Raw genomic sequence first — 24,441 nt, forward strand, 5'->3', positions numbered from 1 at the left:
GGGCTCATCTAAGCCCATCACATTTCAGCAGCGTCGTCGTCAAACCCGTCTTTGTCGTAGGTGAGCGCCGAATCCGCAAACCAACTTGGCCTATTCGCGCGGGGCGACCTAAGCGAGCGCGACTGGTTGGCTTATGAGAACCGCGATGGGGGGCTTCAAGGTCTGTCCACGATCATGACAATGATCTCCGCGGTGCGCACGGCCGATCTCGCAAGACCTTCGGCTGAGGCAAATGCGCGCGGGCGGCTTGGGGGGACCACCCGCGCTAGTCTGGGTGGAGGCTTAGCCCTCTCTTGGGGGCGCGAATGTATGAGCAGCCAAGCCCAGACGTCTCCCAGCAACTCGCGTGCCAGACAGTCAGTTGCGCAGCCTCTTCACAGGTAGACCATGAGCTCAAGAAGCGCGGCGCCTGGGACGACACCACGGAAAAGCGTGCAGCGGCTCGGCAGAAGCCGCCCGCACTTGCGCGACGAAGCGGCTTGAGGCCGTCATTGAGCAACCAAGCCATGCGCGGCTCAGCAATCAGCGTGCCAAACAAAATAGAACGATGGAAAAGACGTGCTCCCTTTTCAGGCCACGTCAGCTACCTGCCTGGGCGCTTCCGGACATGCATGTCAGTAACCCGACGCGGTCGTACGAGATCGCAGGGTATCGGTCCTCATGCAAGAAGCCAGTGATCAAGATCTGGCAGTCCCAATCGACGTGCGTGCCCCGTCATTTGCAACGTCGATAGCCGGCCTAGATGTGAGCTGAACCTCCGGCCGCGGCGCGCGACCGAAGGTTTGTCCGGACCGGGCTTCGCGTCAGTGCCGCTTGTCACTTATTGGCGTATTGCTGGTCGGGAATTCATCAAGTGTCTCCTTGTCCTGCGGTTGCCGCCGGGGTTTCTTTGCGCCCTTGATCGACTTCCTACCCAGTTTTGCGCCCGGTGTCCTGAGCTTTGGCGACGAGTCCTCATCGTCGCTCATGCCGCTCTGAATGCTCGTAGTTTGCACGCCTTTGCGAGCCTTGGCATCAGCGGCAAGACTCTGCGCAATGACGGGGTATGCAAGGAGAGCCGAAAGGCCGCATGCGATTACGGTTGTCTTCACTAGGTTCATACATGTCTCCTGATTGATTTGCTTGTGACAGAACGATGATTGGCGCCGCGCCGCCCGCTTGCGCCGTTCGCGACTCTGAGAGTACGAACGGTGCTGCTTCAGTATCTCTCGTATGTGGTCATCGTTTAGGAGATTTCGGGTAAATTCGCGAAGTGACCATCTCATGTGTGGCGGTACAATACATCCGTATCGACGCGTGACCTTGCGGTACTCTGCTCACGATGAGGGGAAGTCTTGCGCGGCTGATGGATGTGACCTGCCCGACCCGTCAGCAGACGTCAACTCTGCCATCTCGAGGCTAGGTGTTTAGCTGGAGACAGCAGCAAGATTCGCGACCTCGCAGTTGTTTTACCGCGCTCGAATTATGTTGCCTCATGCGAGGAAAGTCTTTGGCTAATTTGCAGATCGTCGCCGTGACTTAATGCAGATCCAAGAAGGGCCTGTCTTAACCGTGCATCCGTTGAGGAGCATTCACGATCGCACAAGTATTCGATGACTCCATTTCGTGCTACATCCGTCTCCAAAATTTGCTGAAAGGTGACTGACAGTTTCAAGTCTACGCCCTGACGCAACGTGAGGTTCAAGCGATTTCTGCAGTTTTGATTGCCAGACCTAATTCCGTGTCTGCGGCCGCTTTTTCAGCATCGTTCCGCAATCATCTTCGCGCACCACGTGGGACAGGCGAGTGTCACGATCACTTTTGAGGAAATCGGGTTCACTGATTGCAGAGATAGCGCGCCGATAACTTCGCGGATCAGCGGATCGTCCTCGACGAGAGGTACGCTCCTTGGCGCCTCACTTGGGATAACGTCGCAACGCATGTTGAACGGTCTAATTGCGGCGTCGTTCCTGACGCGGGAGCGGCACCGGCCATTCGTCACTGGAGGGTTCGACCGGTCTTATGCCGAGGGATTCATCAGGCGTCGCGCGGAGTCTACGACGCGGCGATTGCCGCGCCATTGATGAGCGGCGTTCGAGTCCTGGGACGGGGGGGCGCTGCACTAGAGTGTCGCGAAAGAGATGGAAGTCGCAGACTGGTCGCCGCGACCGAAGCCCGGCACCGTGCTCGCGTTCCTGCTGATCGAATGGCCGCTTCGCTTCGCCTCTCGCCTCGCCGGCAGATCTCGGCGGAGGCGCCGGCGAGCGGATCTTAGGCGAACCCGAAGAAGCGAACGCTCCTGGGATCAGCGGCAAGGAAACCCGCAAGGCTGCGCAGGAGCTCGAAGGAGTAGCGACGGTGAGAGACCGAGCGGCACCGGGCAAACGAGGTGTGCGCCGAGGTGCGTGAGAGGTGGGAGAGGGCCGCGAAGGCGCAGGCGGAAATGGACAGGACCCGACGGGATCACGAGGAGAAGGCGGGTGCACTCGAGGCCGAAGACAAGCGCTGGGAGAAAGCAGGGAAGACCTCAAGTCGGCTCTTCGCCGCGCAGGGGGACCATCGGGCCCGCGGGAGAAGTTCACTCCGCTTTTGGTATGCGTCACTTGCCGCACTTTGTGCAGCAGCCCGGAAAAGCTTGCGGATGCGGCCTTCTCAGGCTTCCGCCGAAGCCGGAGAAAAGCGGCGAAGGCGCGCTGTAGGTCGTTTGTTCCTATTGGCGTAGAATTCCCGCTCGCAAAATTCGCCGTTAGGCTTCGCCGTTTGGAAGTCTGGATTTGACAGAGGACCTTGGCGGCGCGTGGAGCGTTGGGAAAGGTACTGACCTTTCCGATCTTTGCGACATGTTCCAGATAGCTAGATTTTCGCCAAGGCGCCTGGGCCACAGGCCAAGCGTTTCAGTTACTGTCCGACCGACTAAACCGGATGTCGTCATCGCGCGCTCCATAGCGGGCAACACGGCGCCTGCTCCGGAGCAGGTGGCGCGCGCCCTGACCTGGGGCGCAGATGAGAAGCTTCTTCTGGTCCTGACAGCCGTCGGCTGGCTTGCCTCGCGCGGTTGTGGGGTGCCGCTGCGGCGCGCAGGAAACCATGCTCTGCCAGTGACGGTCACTGCGTCGCTGCTGCCCCGTGATTTAAAACTCGTATTCGACCAAACTCGGCCGGATCGTCGGACGGTGATTGGGCATATGCATGGCGTCCCGCTTTCCGGCAAACGAAAAGATGCGTTTCCCTCAGGCCACGCGCTGCACATGGACTGGCACCGGCGGCCAGCGGGTCGCCGGCTGGTCCCGGCGGGCGATCCGCGCGATTGCGGTCGGGCTGTCGCTCACTCGCATTGCGATCCTGGCGCATTGGGCGAGCGATGTCGTTGCCGGCTTCGCACTCGGGGCGATTCTCGAACGGGTCCTCCGGCTTTGGACCGGCTACTCGAACGGAATTTCAAAGGAGGATGATCATGCCGACTCTTGAAGACCTGAAGGGATACATGGAGCGCGCAACCGGTCTGAAGCGCCCCGGCAAGCGGAAGGCTGTGGATCTCGCGCGAGCGCGAAAGCCTGTTACGGTTCGCTTTAAGGACGACGGTCTCATTCCAAATCACCCGCGATGGCCGCTCGTACTGTATCGAAACGCGGTCGCTTTCGACGAGGACCTGGACGCCGCAGCCGTGATCGAGGACCTATTTGAAGCGAACGAATGGGGAGATAGCTGGCGGGATGGCATCTACGATTACGTGCATTATCACTCCAGGATCCATGAGGTGCTCGGCATCGCGCGCGGCAAGGGCCGCGTTCGGTTCGGCGGCAACAAAGGGAAGATCTTCACCCTGAAGGCTGGGGACATCGCGGTTCTTCCCGCCGGCACAGGCCATCAGTGCCTTTCCGCGGGCGATGAGTTCCTCGTCATCGGGGCATACCCGCCGACCGGTACATACGACGAGTGCACGAGCGTCGAAGACCGTCAGCGAGCGCTGAAAGCCATTCCGAAGGTTTCGGTGCCGCGTAAGGATCCGGTCTATGGGGCCGCCGGGCCGCTCTCGAAGCTCTGGAAGAAAGCGAAATGACCGAGTACGTCATCCGCTTCGTCCTCGGGGGCGCCGTCGTATCGGCCTTCGCGATACTGGGAGATCTCCTGCGTCCAAAGAGCTTCGCCGGCCTGTTCGGAGCAGCACCCTCGGTCGCGCTCGCGACGCTTGGGATCGCGGTGTATCAGCACGGGGTCAACTACGCCGCCTTGCAAGCCCAGGCCATGAGTGCGGGAGCGATTGCGCTTGCCATTTACAGTGTCGTCGTCTGCCATCTGCTTGTCCGCACAAAGCTGCGAGCGTTGACGGCCACGTTGCTGTCACTGGTCATTTGGCTGGTCGCGGCCTTCGGGTTGCTCAGCTTCACCGGAGGTCAGACGTGAGCCCGATTCGCTTTTCGCCGTCATCTCTCAAGCAAGGCCGTTGGTACGAATATCTTGTCCGCTTCGCGCTCGGCGGCGCTGCGACGTTTTTACCGGCCTCATCAGCAGTCGCTATGGAGCAGTCATCGGTGGCGTTTTTCTTGCCCTTCCAGCCATATTCTGCGCGAGCGCGACGCTGATTGAGAAGCACGAAATCCGCCGCAAGCGCAAAGCGGGTCTCGCCGGCGAGCGCCGCGGGCAAATGGCGGCCGCCGTCGATGCCGCTGGCGCAGCGCTCGGCGCGCTGGGCATGCTGGCCTTCGCGGTTGGTTTCTCGATGCTGATCCCACGCGGCAACATCCCCGCCGTCTTCGTCGGCGCCTCCCTCGCCTGGCTCACTATCGCGGTGCTGGCTTGGTACGTGCGCCGGAAAATGCGATCGATGCGGACAGTGCAACAGGCAAGCGGCTCCGCGAATTCGCGAACCCGATAGGATCGTTGGATGGTTGGAACTGTTTCTTCATTCAGTCCATAATGAGGAAGCGTGATCTCATGGCCGAGTTCCTTTCGACGCTTGTCACTCCCAAAACGGCATCGGTCCCTCCTGCTGGCAGCGGATGCATTCGGAACGATAGGTTGATTTACAAGGCTCTATTGCAATTGGGGCGCAGACAAAATCCCACACGCCATTCAGCTACGCTGTTTCGAGAAGGGGCGCCGGGTGCGAGGGCGTGGGGCTGCTGCAGATCATCCATGGCCTGCACCCGAAAGGGGTGCTGACCTTCAGCACGTCACTCGTGGAACCTTTGAGGAAAGGCGCTGTTGGCTCGCATCACAACTGAGGAGGAAGCCATGTCGGGCCGGAATAAAACACTTGAAGACCTCTTCCTGGAGACCCTCAAGGACATGTACTACGCCGAAAGGAAGATACTCGTTGCGTTGCCAAAAATGGCAAAGGCCGCGAAGTCTGACCAACTGCGCGCAGCATTTGAAAAGCATGCCGGCGAGACGGAGGGACAAGTCCAGCGTCTGCAACAAGTTTTCAAAATGATGAAACAGGCCCCCAAGGGCAAAACCTGCCCCGCTATCCTCGGACTGGTCGAGGAGGGCGAGGAAGTGATGGAGGATTTCGAAGATTCTCCGGCGCTGGATGCCGGCCTTCTCTCGGGTGCTCAGGCCGTCGAGCATTACGAAATATCGCGCTACGGCACGTTGATTGCCTGGGCTGGACAACTGGGCATGAAGCCGGCGGTCCAGCTCCTTGAGCAGACCCTTGAGGAGGAAAAGAAAACCGACGCCGCGCTAAACAAGCTGGCGGAAGCCGCGATCAATCGCAAGGCAGCTTAGAAATCAGCCGGGCCGCTCGTTGGCCAGCCCATTTGGCGCGCGCATTGAATGGCTGTGTCATCTTCCTCTGTCTGGGCGGCGCGCCGCCCGGATTGCATCCGCTTGGCGTCGTGCCTGGAAGTGGCGGAAGATCTTCGGCCCCGCTTGCCGCTCTCGGCGCGGGTGGGCAACAAACCGCTGTGACATGAGCGCGCTTCCCAGCGGGACAGTATGTCCCAGTGCCAATGGCGGCATCGACGTAGCTGCTGCCCCAAATGTCTGCAGCCTTTACAATGGAGCCACCTTGGCATCAGCGCAGCGGGAACCGCCTGCCAGCGGTTCCCTTTTTCGCTATTTTTTGCCCTCGCCGACCGTAGGTGCGGGCTTGTCGAGATCCTGCGCCATCTCAAGGTGATGCTTAAGCGCCGGCAGGGTCTTGCCGGCCCAATTCTTCAGATCCGCATTGTCGCCGCCCTTGGCATAACTCTCGAACAGGTCGATGGCATCCTTATGGGCGCTGACCTGCATCGAATTGAACTCGGAGCTGAAGTCGTTGCCGCTGGCACCCTTGAGCTTGTCGAGCTTGCTTTGATGCGATGAATCGAGGGCGCTGGGCAATTCGGCCTTCAACTTGCCGCTGGAGACTAGTGGCTCTGCACAGTGATTATGACTCTTTGGAAGGCGCGGGATAGGCGCGGCCCATTTTGGTGCGGGCCTTGTCTGTTGTGAACATCCATTTGATGCGAGAGCGGGCGGCATTTCGCTTCCGTTCCCAAGCGGCGATTTCGCGGCGCAACCGCTTGGGGGCGTCGATTCTGCGATTGAGGCACTGGCCCCGCAGGACGCCGATCTCGATCTCGACCATGTTGAGCCAGCTTGCGTGCTTGGGCGTGTAGTGGAACTCGAGCCGTCGCAAAATCCGCCTGGCTTCGGCGGGCGGGAAGGCCTGATACAGGGCGCCGGCGGAGTGGGTCGATAAATTATCCTGGACGACCCGGATGATCTCGGCGTCGGGATAATGGATGTCGACGAGGTCGCGCATGCAGGAGGCATAGTCTTCAGCCGCGCGCCGCTCAGTGACTTTGACCTTGCGCCAGGGACGATGCACGTCGAGGAATACGAAGAGATTGACCGTGCCGTTGCGACGGTACTCGTAATCGTAACGTTCGAGCTGGCCGGGCTCGGCCGGAATCGGTTGACGCGCCTCGCCGATGAGCTGCACCGGGCTTTCGTCGAAGCACACCACCGGCCGCTTGGGATCTGGCGCCTCGGCGTAGAGGTCGAGCACGTCCTCCATACGGGCGACGTATTCGCCGTCGATCTGCGGAATGCACCACATGTCCCTGCGCCAGGGCTTGAGGCCATTTTCGGCCAGGCGCCGCCGAACCGTCTCATGCGGACAGGCTCTTGTGTTCGGTGAGCTTGACCATCGCACCTGCCAGCAGCTCAAGCGTCCAGCGGGCCCGGCCTTCTGGCGGACTGGCGCAGGCCGTCGCCACCAACAAGGCTTCTTCCTTGACCGTGAGTTTGCGCTCCGCTCCGGGCCGCGGCTCATCGCTCAGCGCCCGCTCCAGATTGCCTTCCACGAAGCGGCGCTTGGTCCGGTACACGGTCGAGCCGCCCACGCCGACGCTCCGCGCGATCTCCTCATCGCTGCCGCCGGTGTCGGCAGCCAGCAAAATCTGCGCGCGCTTGAGCTTACGGGACGCATGCTTGCCGCCGCTGAGCAGCGCCTTGAGTTCCGTGCGCTCGATTTGGCTGAGGTCGACCCGATAGCGTACATTCATGGCATGCCTCCGTGTTCGAGGCACGCACCAACAACTGAATCGGATGGCCGGCGTGAGTCCTTCGGCAAAACCCTTCACGCCCACACAGGGGCAGTACCTGGCCTTCATCCACCGCTACACGCGCCTGCACCGCAGACCCCCGGCCGAAACCGACATGCGGGAATACTTCCGCGTTAGCCCGCCCTCGGTTCACCAGATGGTGCTGACGCTGGAACGGGAGGGCCTCATCAGACGGCAGCCAAGGACCCCTCGCAGTATCGAGGTCCTCGTTGATCCAAAACACCTGCCGGAGCTACTCTGACCGCCAGACGCAACCCGTCAAAATCACTGTGCAGAGCCACTAGTCCCTTCAGCTCAATGCTTGTCTTGGTGTGGTCTGTGACCATCTGGGAAGCGAACGTTTTCTCCGCCGCGTTGCCCTTCTGCTGCGCCAGCTTGCTGGACTCGATCTCAAACATGTCCGATATCGCGACCTGCTTGACGAAATCGGACGTCGAGGGGCTGACCCCGAGCACGGAGTTGACGCCGGTCTTCTCGCTGACGGATTGCGCCAGTCCTGGTGTCGCCAGCAAAATGCACGCGATTGCTAGTATCGTGCGTCTCATGTGTAGTACCTCCTTCAGCTTGCGCTCTTGCAGTTGACGCCGTTGCGATGCGCCACGGTGTTGGGCTTGGTATCGCCGACTTTTCCTCGTCGAGTTCAGCGGTGAGGAATCAGACGTCGTGGCTGCGCTTGGCGATCTGGCGGCTTGCCTGGCGGACAGGAGCCAGATAGCTAAGCGTTCTCAAGTAACCGGTCTTGTGGCATCTTCGACAGCTCGGGCGGTGGTTGCCATTCCGGCGGCATAGGCAGCGCCGGCGCCCAACAGAAGCGCGCAGAAACTGGCAAGCATGGTATAGGCGAGGTGCTTGCGCGCCTCCTCCATTTGAGCTTGCGTTCCCGGCCTGCTCGTCGAGCCGACGGTTTCACGCGCCGGATTGTTCGAATAATATGCGATGCGGGCGTTCGCCGCATAGCTTGGGCCGGCGAGGTTGCCCGCGATGCTGGCAGCCGAAGCAGGTATCATCGCGGCTGCCGCTACTACGATAACGGTCGCAACCGCCCACGCTCCCAAGGCATGTCCGACACGGCCCAAACCGCTCTGATCGGGCGAATTGGCGGCTGCGATGGCGCCGCCGACGAAGGCTGCAATGATGCCCGAAACGGCCCACCAGACGAAGGCAGGCCAGCCAGCGCTGGCAGGCGCGGAGGCGGCCGTCGGAGTATCGATGGCGAGCAGGCCAATGCCGAAGCCGAGCATCGTCAGCAGAATTTGGATGACCAATGAAGCAAACACGCCCGCCAGGACAGGTGACCAGGACCAAGAGAAGAAAGCGTGCGGTACCGCGCGTGTGGCCATGTTTACCTCCTCAAATACGAACTTTGCATTCAAGATCAATTTCCTGCGTAAGTTCCAATCCGTTGGAACCGCGGACCTGTTTGAGGTTTGATGCCTAGAAAGGAGTTGACCATGACATTCGGCAGAGGCGCCCTATTGTGGCTCCTGGGCATCCCGCTTCCAGTCATCCTGTTGCTTGCGCTGTTCTGGCGCTGACGCTCGAGAATTGAGGATTACTGGCTCAGGTATTTATCCGCCGCCGCCAGCACGCTGGTTGCCGCCACCGATTGCTGCCGAGACGCCGTGGTACCCGGCCGTAATAGACGCCGTGGTACCGGCGGCGGTTGACTACGAGCACAAGACAGCGCAGCGCGGGCCAAGCCGCATCTCGGCGGCATCGTAGGTCGCCACTATCCGCGCCCGTCGGGAGTAAACCGTCTCAACCAATTCTCACGTCTGCCACGCACGAGGGATGATCCTTCGTGCCTTTCTGGTCGAACGGGTCCGCCTGGATCGACATATTGAATGCGGGGTAAGGTGATGGGAGCGAGAAGTAATCGCGGCCCTCATCAATGCGCTTCGATCAGGCTGCGGCGATCTTGGCCCGGCCCACGTGTCGCGGTGGCGCGCGGCGTGTTCTCGATGTTCTTTCATGGACGATACCGCCCTTTTCGGCAGATTGTTTCTTTCGCTTCGCTGAATCGTCCCGACATCTTGTGCAGCACGACCGAGATTCTCCAGTCTTCTCCTTACGATTGCGGTTCAGCACGCGGACGCACGTGGCCTCCTTGATGGCTTGATCTGGCCGAGGACCGGCTTCGCCTCGATCGTCTGAGCCGCAACGTCGTTGATGCGACTTTCTTCCCCTGGGCTAGAGCCCATTCCTCGCGAGACAAGAAAGTCGCCACAACGGCGTCCTCCGCTGCGCTCCGGCCCGCGAGGGGTGCGTCGCCGATCGTCCTCGGCCTTTAGATCGCCATCGAGGCCGCGGTGGTCGCGGGCTCGAAACACAACAGGAGAAGTGACATGGCTAACATCGGTTCTTTCAAGAAGGTCGGCAACGATTTCCAGGGCGAGATCGTCACCCTGAGTCTGCAAGCCAAGGGCGTCCGTATCGTCGCCGAGACTAACCGCTCCAACGACAACGCTCCGAGCCACCGCATCTATGTGGGCCGGGCCGAGATCGGGGCCGGCTGGTCCAAGCGCTCCAACGAGGGCCGCGACTATCTGAGCCTCAAGCTCGACGATCCGAGCTTCACCGCCCCGATCTTCGCCAACCTCTTCGCCGACGAGGAAGGTGAGGGTTTCAGCTTGATCTGGTCCCGCCCCAGCCGTCGCAACGGCGACTGACCCGGCCTACACTGCCTCGCCCGGCTCGTCCGGGCGGGGCGCCACGCTCAAACAATCGAGGGCACCTCGTTGGGGTGCCACTGCAAGCAGAGAGGACGTAACAGATGCAACGCCTCCATCATCGACAACGCCATTCGGTCAGCAGGTGAACGCCGGGAACTGAGCGCGGCAACGGTCGGTGGTTATGCAAGGTTTCTTCGGAGTCTTGGGGAGAATCTCGCACGTAATGGGCAATCGATTTCTGGGCTCGATAACGCTTCGCTGGTAGCCCACGCCAATAAATTCGACGACCAGGGTGCCATTGCTGTCTTGCGTTATCTTCGGAAGTATCTTGAACCCGGTGGTACGTTAGGCCGTTCTCAGCGTGCGCGGCGCCCAGGAGAGCAAGGGAGTATTCCCGCCGAAGACCAAGCCCCATCGAGGACGCAGCTCGTAGCAGCAAGCGACCCGCAACGGCCGTTGCGATCTATAGCGGCAGCCTTCGCATATTTTTTGAAGGGCTTGACCGCGAGGGTCACGCAATCGCCCGGCTAGATCACGAGTCACGCATCAAGCGCGCTAAAGAGCTGCGTCCGAACGATAGAAGCCTCTTGACCACGTTGAAGATGATCTATCGGTGCCCTGCACATCTTGTTCAATCGCAAGCTGCAGCGCTTGAGACGATGGTCGGCACAAATAAGAAATCGGCTGACTAGTTTGGAGGACGCATGAATGCTGGATCGATCAGTGCCCTGCAAAACGCGCCGACAATTGAAGCCGCCTCATGATCTCCGCGATCATCGACGATGCGATGGAGCGCCTTCGCACTCGCTTGGAAATGCGGACAAGAGCGATGGATCGCTTTGCACAGCGCAACGTAGACCTCATGCGCCAACCCGCACGAGCCTCATTACGACCATCGCCAAAAGGGCTTGAAGCCAACGTAGCGTCAGGTTGTACAGTATTGATCGTACAAGCGGGGCGACCCCCGGAAGGGACTTAATCGCAAGGAACGGTGTCAATGTCGCGAGTTCTGAGATATGCACGAAATTTTGCTGCTGCGGATGCTCTCCGAAGCGGCTCGTGCCGAATGCGAAGGACGTCAATTGAAGAATTTAAACTGGAACGGGACGTGCATTTGGACACCAATCGGGGCATCATCTTCGCACGATGCGGCGGGCAGGTTCTATCCTGATGTCCCGCATGCTGTTGCGTTCGGGTGCCGCAACTATCTGTCTTGCGCTGTCTTTCGGCTCGTCGTGAGGGCAGGCCCACAAGTGTCTCGGGCTTTCACTGAGCGGGATCGTCGCACGGCTGCGCATTGGCTCCAGGCGTGACTTGCCGGGTGGGGTGAACGAGTTGTTCTGCGGCAGGTACCAGCTGGGCTGGTGGGAGTAATGCTAATGCGTGAACCAGGACGTGCGTGCGGCGACCGTTCTGGTTGTCAAGCCTGGCATCGGCTTTCTGCGCCTCGGTCGAGAGTGCGCTCGAAGATAGTTCTGGCAGCCATGAAGATTCATCTGATCCAAGGAGAGTAGCGTTGGAAGCGAACTATAGCGATCCGAACTATTGGAGCAATTGGTACGCTGAGCAGCATGAGCTGCTGCGTGCGAGGCAGGAGTCGGACGACGCGCCGGCGGACCAAGCCGGGTTTGAGCAGCAGCTGAGCCATCTGCAGCTCAGCTCATCGGAGGAGAGCTCCGCCGAGCCGAGTTCGCCCGACACTCGACCGGCAGAGGTGCATGGAAGCATCCAGCGCATCGGCCTCGGCGGTTCGATGCGGATGGTGCCGCAATCCGACCCACAGGACAATCGGTTCAGCAGTACGCGGCGCAGTGTTGACATTCCTCGCGCTCACTTTGGTGCGGCTGTGCCAGGATCTCCATCCGACTTGGGTGCCGGGGCGTTTGGTAAGGTGCGCGACGCAGCGTCATCGGAATCGAATCCTGCAGCGCGCGCGAAGGATAGCAAAGGGCGTGGACTGCTTTCTCGGGTTAAATCGAGGCTTGGCAAAGTGTTCGGAGGAAATCGCGGTGAAAAGCCGTTGGGCGACATCGCGTCGGATGCAGTCACTTCAGAGCTTCGAATCTACGCCTATAAGCGTGCCCGTGCGTCCGAAGAGGACGCGGCCCTCATTTCCGAGTTCGCGCGCGCAGCCGTAGGAAGTTATGCTTCCAGCACCGTTCAGAGGATGGTTGTGCAGCTGAGCCGGCTCAGCGAGTTCCTCAACCCCAGAAACCTGACGCTGGCCGGTCTGGTTGAAGACCCTGATCAGTTGAACGTCCACGTGGATGAATTTGTGAAGGCAGGGGGCATCAAGCGAGTGCGTGCTGCGTTGGAAGCGCTTCGGAAGTTCCGCGCCGGCGAGTTGTTGCCTCGGCCTCCAGCGCCACCTCCGCCGCCTTCTTGTACCGGAGACGCGCTGCTCATTCACCAGTTCGCTGCAGCAGCCCGAGCGCACGAGGTGCCCAACGAAACCATCAGGCCTCATACGCAGGTTCTTAAGGCCTTTGCTGAGTGGCTTACGGCCAATCAGAAGGCGTCCCTGACTTCTCGGTTTCGAAGCGATGAAATAGCCGAAGACATGATGGCATACTGCGAGGAGAATGACCCCAAGGGCCGCCTCTTTACGGCCCTCAATCATCTCCGAAGGCTTCAGCCCGACGGGGCAGGGTTCGAAACGCTCGGACCTGGGCCCCGCGTCATGGGGCGCCGTACCTTGAGCGCTTATGAGAGTGATGCCGACCTCATTGACGAGGCTACTAACGAGGCCTTGCGTAGGCTTGGACCGGCAGCAACTCCCAAAGAGAGGAAGCCTATCATTGCGATGGCGAGTAATCGGCGCAAGCTTAGTGAGTGGCTGAAAAGAGAGGGCAAGGACAGCATAGCGAGCCGACTCAACGGCAATGAGCAGCAGAAAAAGCAACTGGAGAAAGATATTTCGGAGTTCAAGCGAGCCATTGGCCAACCGTATATTGGCTTGGGTATCAACAAGCTTCGACAGCACCCGGGGGGCGAGCCCCGACCCCGGCTGCATCCTTATGACGACGACGCCGACATCATCGATGGCTTGGTCGAGGAAGAGCAGAGCAAGCTCGGATCCGGGCCCGCTCCCAAGACCATCCGCAATACTGCTTCGGCGCAACGAAGGTTCAGTGATTGGCTGCGAACAACCGGCAGGGAGAGCTTCGCGAGCCGAATCAACGGCGATTTGTATCAGCAACGGTCGTTGGACGAAGATTACCAGGAGTTCACGAAAGCCAATGGGAATATTGGCATTGGCTTCCAGAGGCTTGCGCAGTACGTGCAAGTCGTCGAGGCAAACAGGGCGCTAGGTGTCGCCTTCCCAAGGCAATCAACTCGCGAGCCGCAGCTTGCCGAGGCGAACTCATCGTGGTCGCCGGGGGCGCCGTCCGACTTCGACCCGAGTGAGAGGTCGGCGCCGGAACGCGCGCCAGCTCGGTCGTCAGACATCTACCGCGGTCTTGGCTCTCTGGTTGATCTGTCGTCGATGCCGCATGAGGCACGTGATGATGCTCAGTCTGCGCCGGTATTTAGGGCCGCCGCCAGACCCCCGCTCTTCGCCGGCCAATCAGGCTCGCCAGCTCGGTCGTCAGACATCTACCGCGGTCTTGACTCTTTCGTTGATCTGCCATTGACGCCGCAGGCGGTACGTGATGACGCCCTGTCTGCGCCGGCGGGGAGCGCCGCGGCCAGACCGCGGCTTTCCATTGGGCAATCAGGCGCGCCAGCTCGATCGTCAGACATCTACCGAGGTCTTGAGTCTTTCGTTGATCTGCCGTCCACACCGCGGGAGGTGCGTGACGATGCCCAGTCTGCGCCGGCGGGTAGGGCCGCCGCCAGACCGCCGCTCTTCAGCACGCAATCAGGTGCGCTAGCTCGGTCGTCAGACATCTACCGAGGTCTTGAGTCTTTCGTTGATCTGCCGTCCACACCGCAGGAGGTGCGTGACGATGCCCAGTCTGCGCCGGCGGGTAGGGCCGCCGCCAGACCGCCGCTCTTCAGCGCGCAATCAGGTGCGCCAGCTCGGTCGTCAGACATCTACCGAGGTCTCGAGTCTTTCGTTGATCTGCCGTCCACACCGCAGGAGACGCGTGATGATGCTCAATCGGCACCAGTGCTTAGCCCGGCCGGTAGACCGCCATTCGTCATTGGGCCATCGGGCGAGCCTCGCGAGCTAGAGGATATCGGATATCTGGTCGGCCAGGACTGGCAGCATGGCTCCCAGCCGGTGGCGGATTTCCTGCTCGACGTGCTGGACAACAGAATGCTGTTGCCGAGTCCGTACGTTGTCGCACAGCCGATCGCTATCCACGGTGAAATGTACTCGATCAGGTTGGGCGCGGCAGGGCGCCGCGAGGCTCAATTTATCCATCATCCTCGCCCATTCTCGGCTTTGGATGCTCGGATCGGCGCTTTGGCTACGAGTGCTTCTTCCGGGGACCGCAGCGGACGGGTTCTCGGAGCCAGGCAATGGCTGGGCGACGAGCATATCCAGCGGGACTACGAGCTCCTGGCGCAGCAGTTGCGAGGGAACGATCCAGATCTCGCCGCCCGGACTCGGTTCGTGGATCCTCTCATAGCCTTTCAGGTGGGTCAGGGGACCAACGTCGACGCCCTCCGCGCATTCCATCGCATTGTCAATGATCGGAATGGTAACGATACAGCCGACTTCCTGTTCTTGCCGGTGAATGATGCCAGTGCTACGGACCTCAATCGCCGCGGCTCCCATTGGTCGTTGTTGCTGGTGGATCGCCGCGATCGAGGCCGGTCGGTTGCCTATCACTATGACTCCGCTCTAAGGTACAATGACAGACCCGCAGCAATGCTCGCTGAACGAGTCGGGGCCAATCTGCAAGACGCTCCCATAAGCCAGCAGAGGAATGACTACGACTGCGGCGTCTTCGTGGTTGATGGCACCCGGGCGCTGGTCAGTCGATTGGCCGCAAGTCCGCAGCCAGACCTGAACCTCAAGAACCTCGTCGTCGATCGGCAGGCACTGCAAATCCGTCTGAGCGGCTGAACGCGGCTGGCTGAGGGACGCGCCCGGCGACTCGGCGCGTCCCATGCGGGGCCTTCGGCTGGTAGAGCTGGCTGGACCGGCTCTTGGCGACCTGGCGGACCGTCTGTGGTGAGCTGCGGTATCAGGACGAAGACGACATCGCCTCCGCTTTGCAAATCGGCCGGTCCGCAGTTCGAGATGCGCGCTCTTCAAATCCTGTTGGCAAGCTGGCTGAGAAACAAGTCGATTGGCCGGACCGCGGTAGTCAAGTGGCCTTGACTGCAGGCCGGCTAGACTTTGCCGGATCCGGCACGTTCTTCAACCGACGTCAGCCAGTGCCGGGATTTCTCCGGGAAGACCCTGCCGGGGCGGAGGCGGTTCACGAGGACAACAGTCTGCCGGAATGCTGATTCCGCTCGAAATCGCTCACGATCCCGAAATGAAATCGCCCACCGTTCCGGGATGAAATCGCCCGGGATGAAGCGGCCCCTTCTTTCGGCTTTTGGAAGGAGTGGATCGGATGCCGATGGGGAGGCTTGCGATGGAAGATCAAACTGCACCAGATAGATCGGCACCAAGTCATCGAACAGTCGCTGTGCCTTGGCAAGCGTCTCCCACTTTCGGCTTCTGGATTCTACATCGCCGTTATTGCCCCCGCATGAAACATAGCCAGTCCGTCGTCGATCGTCACGGTGCGGATTGCAATGTCCGTGTCCATGTGCCCAGTTATACGCCTATGTCTTCAATCTCCGTCACTCCGCGCAAGGCGGCCTTCGCCGGACTTCGCCGGAGCGAAACGATTTGTTTTTCCTCACGAACTGATCTGCTGCGGGCAGTTGAAATCGCGCGCTTAGGTCTCCGAGTCGCCGAATGCACCTGCCCGCGACCCTCGCCGGTTATAGCGCCACGCACGGAATCGCCATGATGGCGATGCCTTCACCGATCTGGCAGGCGATATTTGCCGTCGTCGGCGCCGTTGCCGTCAGCATCACGGCGTTTGTTCGCTTCACAGGAATGGCCGCGTCCGGACCTGCTGGGCTATTATTGCTGTGACTGATAGCGTGACATCGATTGCGGCGGGACTGGACAAGGCCTCCAGCGTACTCGCGCTCCTCATCGTCGAAATTGAACGGAGAGTCGTGCGGGCATCCAGGCTCGGCCGATCATCGCAGAGAGACCGGCTTCGTGGCAGTCGTTTTGAAGGCATGGACCAAACGGTGGCGTCTCAAGGATACGGCCGACGACAGGCGTGAGTGAGGCATGCAGCCGAGCTTGATCACAAAAGCCAGATCCGACCGTTGTTGAAGGGAGAGGATGCCTGATCGTCAGTGAACTCACTGCCGGACTCTCGGTGGACTCGAAGATCGCCACGTTCTCCTTGACGTCAGTTCTGTAGGCCGAGCGCACGAAACGGCCTCTTCGATGGATTGATCTGCCCGAAGGGCGGCTGCGCCTCGACCGCCTAAGGCGCAACAGCGGCGTCACAACTTTCTTCCCCTGCCGCCTGCGCCGTCATTCCTCGCGCGAGCCAAGAAAGTTGCTGCTTTGCTGTCAGGCCCCTTCGGGGTGCGCCGTCGATCGCCTCCGGCCTGTCGATCACCATCGAGGCCGCAAGGTGCGGGCTCGGAAAACTTCAGATCAAGGAGAACTACCATGGCGACCATCGGCACCTTCAAGAAGACCGGCAGCAACGAGCTCACCGGCGAAATCGTCACCCTCTCACTCCAGGCCAGGAACGTCCGGATCGTCCCCGAAACCAACCGCGCCGGCGACAACGCACCGAGCCACGGGGTCTATGTCGGCGAGTTGAGATCGGGGCCGGCTGGTCCAAGCGCTCCAACGAGGGCCGCGACTATCTGAGCCTCAAGCTCGACGATCCGAGCTTCACCGCCCCGATCTTCGTCAACCTCTTCGCCGACGAGGAAGGTGAGGGTTTCAGCTTGATCTGGTCCCGCCCCAGCCGTCGCAACGGCGACTGACCCGGCCTACACTGCCTCGCCCGGCTCGTCCGGGCGGGGCATTACCTTGCGCAGGAGCCGGCCGCGCGGCAGCGTCGCACCGCGACCATGCGAGCTTCGCAGGACGGACGCACCGATTCCCTCAAGGAGCTTTAGTCGCAAGTAACCGAGGGCGCGTCGTCGTGCTTGAGGTGTCGCTTTCGGACATTGTAACTCACCAGCCAGATCACGCCGAGCGCGATCGGCACGAAGGCTGCGGTCAGGAACGAGGGCTCTACTCGCAGTCCGACATCATGCGCGCCCTTGGCTAGATAGCTAAACAGGCTGACCACATAATATCCTATCGCCCCGACCGACAATCCTTCGACCGTGCACTGCAGCCGAAGTTGCTGTCTCGCGCGCTCGTTGATAGCCTGCAACAGGTCACGGTTCTGTCGTTCGATTTCGACGTCGACCCGGGTTCGCAACAGATCGGCGGCACGAGCGAGCTTGACCGACAGAGTCGCCTGACGATCCTCCACAGTCGCGCAGGTTCGCATCGCCGGCGCCATGCGGCGCGCCAGAAACGACGACAGGTTGGATAGCCCGAGACATCATTGCCTTCAATGATGGATAGTCGCGATTGGACCAGCTCGTTTTAGGCCCTGCTGGCGCCGAAGCGAAACAGGCTGCCGGTCGCGCCTCTTTCGAAGGATGCGGCCAGCGCCGTCAGCTCGGCAAGCAGATGGTTGTTGAACTGCAGCCCCTCACCGCTTTGCATTTTCTCGAGCGCCTCAACAAGACGGCGGTCGATGCGATCAACAGATGGTGCAAAAGGGCCGCCGACAGCCCAAGCAGCGCCAATGGACGGTAGGTCTCGATTTCCAGGAGCCGTTGCACCAGCGCTCCGAGATCGTGCGACGTCAACCCGAGGTCGCAGACGAGGATTTTCGTGAAGCCTTTTTCGTCTACGCGGAAGTCTGAGGCCGCAACGCCTGCGCCGCTCTTTGTGGCAACCATGGCCAGGCTGTTCTTGTCAAAAATCTGTTCGGCCCGCCTGGTCGGCGAGGCGTCCTGCTCCACTTCTAGCCTGATCGCGACCAGCAACTGCCCGGTCTGACGCAACGCGCGGATCAGCGATCGGACGGTACCATCAACTTTGTCAAATTGGTCTGCGGCAGAACAATTTGCGTTAGTCCAGATCCAGGTGAATGTTGTAAATTCTGAATGCTGCTCCCAGCGTAGCGGGCCCGATGACAATTTGATGAAGTTTCGCCGATTGCTCAGGCGGCGTAAGATTGCGCTCGACGCAAAAATCGATAAAGCGGCAGCGATCGCTTGTGGCCGCCTCGCCCTGTGCAAGAAAAGCGAAGTGGATCACGCTGAAGGGCGAAACAAGGCGCGTGAAAGGGCGCGCGTGCACTTCGCCGAGCACAGCGTCGCGTTGCGGATGTGGCGTGAAGGTTCGTAGGTCCAGTTCATCGATCATGTATTGACGCCTCGCTTCAGGGTGAGCAGGCAACTGTCAGCCTTGACGCGGGAGGCAATGGCGGTGCTGGGAAACGGTTGCGCGCGGCTAGGTTGCTGATCGAGTCATTCGACGATCACTAGAGCGGTTTCCAGTTGAGGTGAATCGGAACAGTCAAAGGGGATTCCCACGGGCACGCAAATCAGATTCGGTGTTGCCCGCGACAACATGCGGGGCATGCGATGGCGAAGGGATACTCCAAGGACCTCAGGGTGCGTGCGGTTGAGCTTGTTGAGTCCGGCGAAAGCGCACGTGAGGCTGCGCGCATTCTCAATCTCGGCGCTTCGACTACGATCCGATGGATGGATCGTTGGAGGAAGACCGGAAACGTTGAGGCCAAGCCCGGCACCGGGCACAGCCGCTCGCCGTTGGAGCAGCACAAGCAGTGGCTGATCGAGCTGATCGCCGCGGAGCCGGACCTGACGCTCGAGGAGATCCGCGCGCGTCTGCGCTCTCAGAGAAAGCAAAAGGCCGGCATCGGTTCGATCTGGCGTTTCTTCGACCGTCACAGCATCACCTTCAAAAAAAACACTGCACGCCGCCGAGCAGGATCGACCTGACGTCGCTGCCGAGCGTGCCGCGCTGAAAGCCGAGCAGCCCAAGCTGCGTGCACCGCGCCTCATCTTTATCGACGAGACTGCGGTCACGACGAAGATGGTCCGGCACTATGGGCGCTCTCCTCGCGGTGAGCGCCTCGTCTCTGGCGTGCCCCATGGTCACTGGAAGACGCTGACGCTTGTCGCCGCGCTGCGCATCGATGGCCTCACGGCGCCCTATGTCATCGACGGTGCAATGGATGGGCCCTCGTTCCTGGCTTATGTCGAGCAAGTCCTGGCGCCGACCTTGCGCAAGGGCGACATCGTCTTCATGGACAACTTGCGCACTCACAAGATCGCCGGTGTCCGCGAGGCGATCGAGGCTGTCGGCGCCCGCGTGCGTTATCTGCCGGCCTACTCGCCCGACCTCAATCCAATCGAACAGGCCTTCTCCCGGTTGAAAGCTGCGCTGCGCAAAGGCGCCACCCGCACGGTCCAAGCCCTGCTCAAACTCATCGGCAAACTCGTCAAGTCGTTTGCGCCGCAGATGTGTGCCAACTACTTTAGGCATGCTGGATACACCAGATGATCCACATCATGTGGAAAATGCTCTAGCGAGGCCGCCTTTAACTCGGGAAAGAGGTCTTGCGGGAGGAAGGTCAGGCCTAGGCAGATTGAGATGAAGCAGCCTCATCCAGCTTTCGAATGACATCAACGTATGGTCCGGTGTCTATGGCGAAATGCCGGCATTGTGGCTCAATAGGTGTAGCGGTGCGCCAGCAAGCCGTTCCGCGACCTTGGCGGTGGCGCGCGGCGCCGTCCGACGAATGCCTAGATTTACGTGGACATGGTTGTCTGTCTCCGAATCCCACCGACATCGCCCGCCACCGAAGGGATGCGGCGTGCAAGTGAAGATACGCTGGCCCTCTTCTGAAAGCAGTTTTCCGGTGGCATGACCGATGCCGCGCGAGGTCGTGGCAAGCAGGAACGTCTTCCGTTCTCCCAGCGTGGTGCACACAAGCGACCTCGGGTGCGGCAACCGCATTGTCGATTGACGGATCGAGGCCCAAACTCGACTCCCATCTTGTTGCCATCGCCAAACTTCCTGGCGCAGAGAGCCGGTGCAGGATTTGGGCCAGCACTATAGAACGGGCACTCTCGCGTCTTTTTTACGCAATGTAGCTTTCGAAGACAGTCGGAGGCGGGTTCCAGACATGACGCGCGCTTGTATTCTGACAGAATGCGCACGTGGCACAGGCCATAGGGAATTGCCTGTTTTCGGCAAGATGATCGCTCGCCCGGCCGCTGCCATTGTTTGAGCGGCCACGCTCTCGTTGGATTTGTCGATGCAGAGCCCTGCGAATGACCGCGCCCGGACCCGCGGGGCAAGGCTCGGCGATGGGCTGATAACGTCACGTCGAGTGAGGTTGACTGGATCGCGCAGCTGGAGCGCTCGCCGTCCTCGTCTTTGAAGCGTCACTCAGAGCAGCGCGAGCGTCGCGGCTCGACCGATGTCGCAGGGGGCAGATACGTGGCGATCGTTGTGAGCGATCGACAAATAGCGGCGGATCACAGATACGGCCGACAATAAATGTGAACGGGCCGCGCGGCCGACGCGTAATCACGACGCCAGATCCGACCGTTGTTGAAGGGAGAGGGCGCGTGTCACCATCGAACTCACTTGCCGGCCTCTCGGTGCGGTCGAACTCGCCACATTCTCCTTGACGTCAGTTCTGTAGGCCGAGCGCACCAACGGCCTCTTGATGGAGTGATCTGCCCGAAGGACGGCTGACGCCTCGACCGCCTAAGGCGCAACAGCGGCGTCACAACTTTCTTCCCCTGCCGGCTGCGCCGTCATTCCTCGCGCGAGCCAAGAAAGTTGCTCCTTTGCTGTCAGGCCCCTTCGGGGTGCGCCGTCGATCGCCTCCGGCCTGTCGATCACCATCGAGGCCGCAAGGTGCGGGCTCGGAAAACTTCAGATCAAGGAGAACCACTATGGCGACCATCGGCACCTTCAAGAAGACCGGCAACAACGAGCTCACCGGCGAGATCGTCACCCTCTCGCTCCAGGCCAGGAGCGTCCGGATCGTCCCCGAAACCAACCGCTCCGGCGAGAATGCACCGAGCCACCGGGTCTATGTCGGCCGGGCCGAGATCGGCGCAGCCTGGTCGAAGCGCTCCGAGGAGGGCCGCGACTACCTCTCGCTCAAGCTCGACGATCCCTCCTTCAACGCACCGATCTACGCGAACCTGTTCGACGACGAAGGTGGCGAGGGCTACACGCTGCTGTGGTCGCGGCCGCGCAAGAACGGCGAGTGAGACGCGGATCCTTCAAAGCCCCGCCCAGTCTTGGGCGGGGTTCTTTTTTATGCACGCGCCAGCGAGAATCCCTTCGGCGCTGGATGGGCCACTCGCATGCACGGATCGATCTGGCGCGATGCATTCGCGTCCGGTCGAGCGCAGGTTTCGGCGCGTATGAGTGCCGTGCATCCGACAAGGCTCGTCGGGGCAGAGGCTGGCGATAAAGGAACAGGGCCTTTCGAACGCGGCGGGCCGGACCCAATCAATGGATGTCATGCAGCCTAGAAGGGCGACTTGACCTCTCGTGTTTGTCCGAAAGGCTCCCTGAAGATGGCTTGCGTTTGATATGGACATGCTTGGGCAGTTCGGCGCTGGCCAGTGCCTGTCCGACGCGATCGTTGCTGATGTTGGCGATCTGGCTCAGACCGTCGAGCAGACCAGGCGCCTGAAGGACGCCGGCATAGATGCCAATGCTGACATTGGTATCGCCGGCTTCGACTCTTTGCAGGGTCGAACGGGACGTGAAGGCGCGCTCGGCCACGACGGCCATCGGCAGCCGCCGGCCTCGGCGGGCGTCGTGGATGTCAGCGCCAAGCTTGCGCATGGCTCGTCGAACGGCGGCGGATTATGAGGAGTCGGCATTTGTTATCTTCGTGCTACATATTCGACGATTATGTAGCACGATTACATTTTGGCTTGAGGTGCCCCGCCCCTGCAACAAATGGCGCCATCCCTGCTTCCGGCGCCGGCGGGGTCGCGCATCGTGGCTTGTGGGATCTTCCGCATATTTTTCCTTGGGAAAGCTTTTTCGTGAGATTGCGGTCGGAAATCACGATCGGGAAGGTTTTTCACGGATCGAGCCCATGCGACCAAAGTTTTCAGGTCCGGTGGGCGTTTTTCATGATCTGAGGCTGCCAGTGGTCGCGATCGCCGCCAGCTGCGCAGCGCTGATTGACGCCTGCCAGCTGTCCCGGTCCCACGCGTGCTTTCGGCTATCGGAACAAAGCACCGCATCCTTGATGCAAGGGAAATGGCGCATCTACATGCCGCGTCACGCGCCTGAGGCGAGCCGACCCCACACGGCAACGTTAAGATCTTGAACGATAACTGACTTCTATCGCTTCTTCGAGGCAACGCCGCACGCGGAATTTCTGTACGCATGCGTGCAGAGGACCATCGAACAGGATCTTCCCAGCGAAGCCCGCCTTGCGGAGCTTCGATGAAGGGCAGCTGCTAAAGGGCGCCCGTGACAACGAATTCTCCCGGTTGACACCAGACGAAGTCACGAAGATCGAGCAGCTTTATCAAGCCGCCTTCGATTCCGGTTAGATGTCTTTGCAGGCGTTGGCTGAGTTTATTGCCGTCTCCCTGCGGGACCGGGCTGTCGGCTGGCGCTGAAACCCCGCCTTGCGCCGGGTTTTCACCCTGCGGGCTTCCATCCCTGACGGAAGCTGCGGCGGGGCTGGATGTCGTGGGTCCTGGTTGGGGTCTTGGCCGCGGGCGTTGGACTGACGATACAGGAGAGGCAGAGGGGAGCGGCCCTGGCCATGATGGGTTGAAGGTCGGAGGAGAGTCTTCCGGCGCCCGTCATGGAGATTGCTCCCATGAATACGCAGATTGTTGATGCCGGCCGCAACGCCAGCTGCGGTTACAAAGTGGATGTCAGCCGCGGCGAGTGCGTTGGTCGGGTGTCCTCGGAGTGGTTCTGCCGTCCGGCGGATGAACGTTATCTGTCGCTCAACGACCTGGCCCGCACGGTGCGCGATCGCACGGACCGCAGCCGCACGCGCGTGGTCGAAAGCGCGCTCATCCATGTCGAGGCAAGAAGTGCCGATCCCGAGCGCTTGGCCCTGATGCTGCCCGGCTCGGACAGGCCAGTCGCGCCGACCCACTGGAGCTTCGGCCAGCTTGCAAGCCAGGTTGGCGCTCCGGCCGCCTACCTGCGGCAGCTCCCCGCGGCCCTCGCAGCCATCAACCTGCAATATGGCCTGACCGCCAATCGGGCCGAGCAGATCAAGACGCTCGAGACCGAGGATAACCGGGTGGAGCTTCGTGCCGTCACCGGTCCCGACTATGGCCGGATCTACGACCACGAGCTGGTTGAGGCCGTACAGCGCATCGCTGGCAATGGCACAGGCGATACACGGTGGAAGGTCCCCGGTGTGCTCGACTGGTCAAGTGGCATCTACAATCCCCGCGTCGATATTTCCAAGGACACGACGACCCTCTATGCATCGGACAGGGACGTTTTCCTGTTTCTGGTCGATGACCTGAACCCGATCGAAGCCGGTCGTCTCCGGGACGGCTCGCCCGACCTCTATTTCCGGGGCTTCTATTGCTGGAACTCGGAAGTCGGTGCGAAGACGCTCGGCATGGCGAGCTTCTATCTTCGTGCGGTTTGTCAAAATCGCAATCTGTGGGGCGTGGAGGATTTCGAGGAGATGACCATCCGTCATTCCAAATACGCAGCCTCCCGCTTTGCTCACGAGGCAGCCCCGGCACTGCTAAGCTTCGCCGACTCCTCACCCATGCCCTTCGTCAACGGCATCAAGGCCGCCCGCGAGCGGATCGTGGCACGCAGCGACGAGGATCGCACCGAGTTTCTGCGCCGCCGCGGCTTCTCCAGGGCCGAGGCAGGCAAGGTGATCGACGCGGTGCTGGTGGAGGAAGGCCGCCCGCCTGAAAGCATCTTCGATTTCGTGCAGGGCATCACCGCGCTCGCGCGCGACAAGCCGCATCAGGATGTCCGCCTGGACATGGAAGCCAAGGCCAAGAAGTTGCTCGACCGCGTGGCGTAATTTCGGCCGAGCCGGAGATTGCGCTCTCCGGCTCGGCCCGTCTGCGCTTTGTCGGTTCGCGAGTTCGCGCGCTGCCCTCTCGCGGAAACGGTCATGTCCGTCGCGGGCGACGATCCGCGGCGGAGCTTGGGCGGT

The 24,441-nt window shown here is 60.8% G+C and carries 15 protein-coding genes and 7 pseudogenes; 14 read left to right on the forward strand and 8 right to left on the reverse strand.

The annotated features are described in order from the left end of the window. Positions 1-803: 803 nt before the first annotated feature. The gene (locus tag ACVMDN_RS05850) at positions 804-1,100 is read right to left on the reverse strand and encodes a hypothetical protein (protein WP_069276013.1); all 297 of its coding nucleotides are present in this window, start codon (positions 1,098-1,100) and stop codon (positions 804-806) included. Positions 1,101-3,198: 2,098 nt separating this feature from the next. Here ACVMDN_RS05850 and ACVMDN_RS05855 point away from each other — a divergent pair. From ACVMDN_RS05855 to ACVMDN_RS05875, 5 genes and pseudogenes are all read left to right on the forward strand, one after another. After that, entirely contained in the window at positions 3,199-3,447 is a 249-nt protein-coding gene (locus ACVMDN_RS05855; RefSeq protein ID WP_456835500.1) for a phosphatase PAP2 family protein, read from the forward strand. Then, positions 3,434-4,039 (forward strand): cupin domain-containing protein, encoded by a 606-nt coding sequence (locus tag ACVMDN_RS05860; protein ID WP_069276068.1) that lies wholly within the window; start codon positions 3,434-3,436, stop codon positions 4,037-4,039. Before ACVMDN_RS05855 ends, ACVMDN_RS05860 begins: the two co-directional genes overlap by 14 nt. Further along, entirely contained in the window at positions 4,036-4,383 is a 348-nt protein-coding gene (locus ACVMDN_RS05865; protein WP_456835499.1) for a DUF3147 family protein, read from the forward strand. Before ACVMDN_RS05860 ends, ACVMDN_RS05865 begins: the two co-directional genes overlap by 4 nt. Beyond that, positions 4,380-4,855: pseudogene (locus ACVMDN_RS05870) on the forward strand (DUF3147 family protein). Before ACVMDN_RS05865 ends, ACVMDN_RS05870 begins: the two are co-directional and overlap by 4 nt. A gap of 359 nt (positions 4,856-5,214) precedes the next feature. Then, the gene (locus ACVMDN_RS05875; RefSeq protein WP_069279440.1) at positions 5,215-5,709 is read left to right on the forward strand and encodes a YciE/YciF ferroxidase family protein; all 495 of its coding nucleotides are present in this window, start codon (positions 5,215-5,217) and stop codon (positions 5,707-5,709) included. A 330-nt stretch (positions 5,710-6,039) separates the two neighbouring features. On the opposite strand, the pseudogene ACVMDN_RS05880 reads toward ACVMDN_RS05875, so the two are convergent. Both ACVMDN_RS05880 and ACVMDN_RS05885 read right to left on the reverse strand, forming a co-directional pair. Continuing rightward, positions 6,040-6,336: pseudogene (locus ACVMDN_RS05880) on the reverse strand (DUF4142 domain-containing protein); the annotation flags it as partial. Positions 6,337-6,352: 16 nt separating this feature from the next. Next, a protein-coding gene (locus ACVMDN_RS05885; RefSeq protein ID WP_069280104.1) for an IS630 family transposase occupies positions 6,353-7,475 on the reverse strand; the annotation gives its coding sequence in 2 pieces (ribosomal slippage) (positions 6,353-7,084 and positions 7,086-7,475; 1,122 coding nt in all). Between the two features lie 43 nt (positions 7,476-7,518). On the opposite strand from ACVMDN_RS05885, the gene ACVMDN_RS05890 reads away from it, so the two are divergent. Further along, positions 7,519-7,776, forward strand: coding sequence for a LexA family protein (locus ACVMDN_RS05890; protein ID WP_253587713.1), 258 nt, complete (start codon positions 7,519-7,521; stop codon positions 7,774-7,776). A 34-nt stretch (positions 7,777-7,810) separates the two neighbouring features. Here ACVMDN_RS05890 and ACVMDN_RS05895 read toward each other — a convergent pair. After that, positions 7,811-8,080, reverse strand: a pseudogene (locus ACVMDN_RS05895) (DUF4142 domain-containing protein); the annotation flags it as partial. A gap of 180 nt (positions 8,081-8,260) precedes the next feature. Next, complete coding sequence (locus ACVMDN_RS05900; RefSeq protein ID WP_253587712.1) at positions 8,261-8,908, reverse strand: hypothetical protein; 648 nt, start codon at positions 8,906-8,908, stop codon at positions 8,261-8,263. A 972-nt stretch (positions 8,909-9,880) separates the two neighbouring features. Here ACVMDN_RS05900 and ACVMDN_RS05905 point away from each other — a divergent pair. The 3 genes from ACVMDN_RS05905 (at position 9,881) to ACVMDN_RS05915 (ending at position 15,616) form a co-directional block, all read left to right on the forward strand. After that, positions 9,881-10,204: a DUF736 domain-containing protein gene (locus ACVMDN_RS05905; protein WP_050421550.1), complete on the forward strand. Its 324-nt coding sequence runs from the start codon at positions 9,881-9,883 to the stop codon at positions 10,202-10,204. A 1,519-nt stretch (positions 10,205-11,723) separates the two neighbouring features. Continuing rightward, the gene (locus ACVMDN_RS05910; protein WP_245313995.1) at positions 11,724-15,227 is read left to right on the forward strand and encodes a Ulp1 family isopeptidase; all 3,504 of its coding nucleotides are present in this window, start codon (positions 11,724-11,726) and stop codon (positions 15,225-15,227) included. A gap of 83 nt (positions 15,228-15,310) precedes the next feature. After that, on the forward strand, positions 15,311-15,616 hold the full coding sequence (locus tag ACVMDN_RS05915) for a hypothetical protein (protein ID WP_141713586.1): 306 nt from the start codon (positions 15,311-15,313) through the stop codon (positions 15,614-15,616). Between the two features lie 139 nt (positions 15,617-15,755). Here the strand turns inward: ACVMDN_RS05915 and ACVMDN_RS05920 are convergent. Beyond that, positions 15,756-15,930 (reverse strand): annotated as a pseudogene (locus tag ACVMDN_RS05920) (aminodeoxychorismate synthase component I); the annotation flags it as partial. 146 nt (positions 15,931-16,076) lie between these two features. Between ACVMDN_RS05920 and ACVMDN_RS05925 the strand changes: the two are divergent. Both ACVMDN_RS05925 and ACVMDN_RS05930 read left to right on the forward strand, forming a co-directional pair. Continuing rightward, on the forward strand, positions 16,077-16,259 hold the full coding sequence (locus ACVMDN_RS05925) for a hypothetical protein (protein ID WP_069279412.1): 183 nt from the start codon (positions 16,077-16,079) through the stop codon (positions 16,257-16,259). 600 nt (positions 16,260-16,859) lie between these two features. Continuing rightward, positions 16,860-17,185, forward strand: a pseudogene (locus ACVMDN_RS05930) (DUF736 domain-containing protein). Between the two features lie 131 nt (positions 17,186-17,316). On the opposite strand, the pseudogene ACVMDN_RS05935 reads toward ACVMDN_RS05930, so the two are convergent. Next, positions 17,317-18,632 (reverse strand): annotated as a pseudogene (locus ACVMDN_RS05935) (DUF3422 family protein). Between the two features lie 221 nt (positions 18,633-18,853). On the opposite strand from ACVMDN_RS05935, the gene ACVMDN_RS05940 reads away from it, so the two are divergent. Together ACVMDN_RS05940 and ACVMDN_RS05945 are read left to right on the forward strand one after the other, a co-directional pair. Next, positions 18,854-19,796 (forward strand): IS630 family transposase gene (locus ACVMDN_RS05940; RefSeq protein WP_141343507.1). Its coding sequence is split into 2 segments (ribosomal slippage): positions 18,854-19,192 and positions 19,194-19,796, totalling 942 coding nucleotides; the frame shifts between segments, so codons are not numbered across the junction. 1,406 nt (positions 19,797-21,202) lie between these two features. Then, the gene (locus ACVMDN_RS05945) at positions 21,203-21,526 is read left to right on the forward strand and encodes a DUF736 domain-containing protein (RefSeq protein ID WP_069279415.1); all 324 of its coding nucleotides are present in this window, start codon (positions 21,203-21,205) and stop codon (positions 21,524-21,526) included. 244 nt (positions 21,527-21,770) lie between these two features. Here the strand turns inward: ACVMDN_RS05945 and ACVMDN_RS05950 are convergent. Then, positions 21,771-22,150: pseudogene (locus ACVMDN_RS05950) on the reverse strand (hypothetical protein). Between the two features lie 962 nt (positions 22,151-23,112). On the opposite strand from ACVMDN_RS05950, the gene ACVMDN_RS05955 reads away from it, so the two are divergent. Next, positions 23,113-24,306 (forward strand): DUF932 domain-containing protein, encoded by a 1,194-nt coding sequence (locus ACVMDN_RS05955; protein WP_456835498.1) that lies wholly within the window; start codon positions 23,113-23,115, stop codon positions 24,304-24,306. Positions 24,307-24,441 lie beyond the last annotated feature (135 nt).

Source organism: Bradyrhizobium sp. USDA 4510 (assembly GCF_054059095.1).

Bases quoted from the DNA above. Each gene is read 5' to 3' on its own strand.
- ACVMDN_RS05945 (WP_069279415.1), top strand. From the start codon at position 21,203: ATGGCGACCATCGGCACCTTCAAGAAGACCGGCAACAACGAGCTCACC.
- ACVMDN_RS05925 (WP_069279412.1), top strand. From the start codon at position 16,077: ATGCACCTGCCCGCGACCCTCGCCGGTTATAGCGCCACGCACGGAATC.
- ACVMDN_RS05850 (WP_069276013.1), bottom strand. From the start codon at position 1,100: ATGAACCTAGTGAAGACAACCGTAATCGCATGCGGCCTTTCGGCTCTC.
- ACVMDN_RS05855 (WP_456835500.1), top strand. From the start codon at position 3,199: ATGCGTTTCCCTCAGGCCACGCGCTGCACATGGACTGGCACCGGCGGC.
- ACVMDN_RS05905 (WP_050421550.1), top strand. From the start codon at position 9,881: ATGGCTAACATCGGTTCTTTCAAGAAGGTCGGCAACGATTTCCAGGGC.
- ACVMDN_RS05955 (WP_456835498.1), top strand. From the start codon at position 23,113: ATGAATACGCAGATTGTTGATGCCGGCCGCAACGCCAGCTGCGGTTAC.
- ACVMDN_RS05875 (WP_069279440.1), top strand. From the start codon at position 5,215: ATGTCGGGCCGGAATAAAACACTTGAAGACCTCTTCCTGGAGACCCTC.
- ACVMDN_RS05890 (WP_253587713.1), top strand. From the start codon at position 7,519: ATGGCCGGCGTGAGTCCTTCGGCAAAACCCTTCACGCCCACACAGGGG.
- ACVMDN_RS05865 (WP_456835499.1), top strand. From the start codon at position 4,036: ATGACCGAGTACGTCATCCGCTTCGTCCTCGGGGGCGCCGTCGTATCG.
- ACVMDN_RS05860 (WP_069276068.1), top strand. From the start codon at position 3,434: ATGCCGACTCTTGAAGACCTGAAGGGATACATGGAGCGCGCAACCGGT.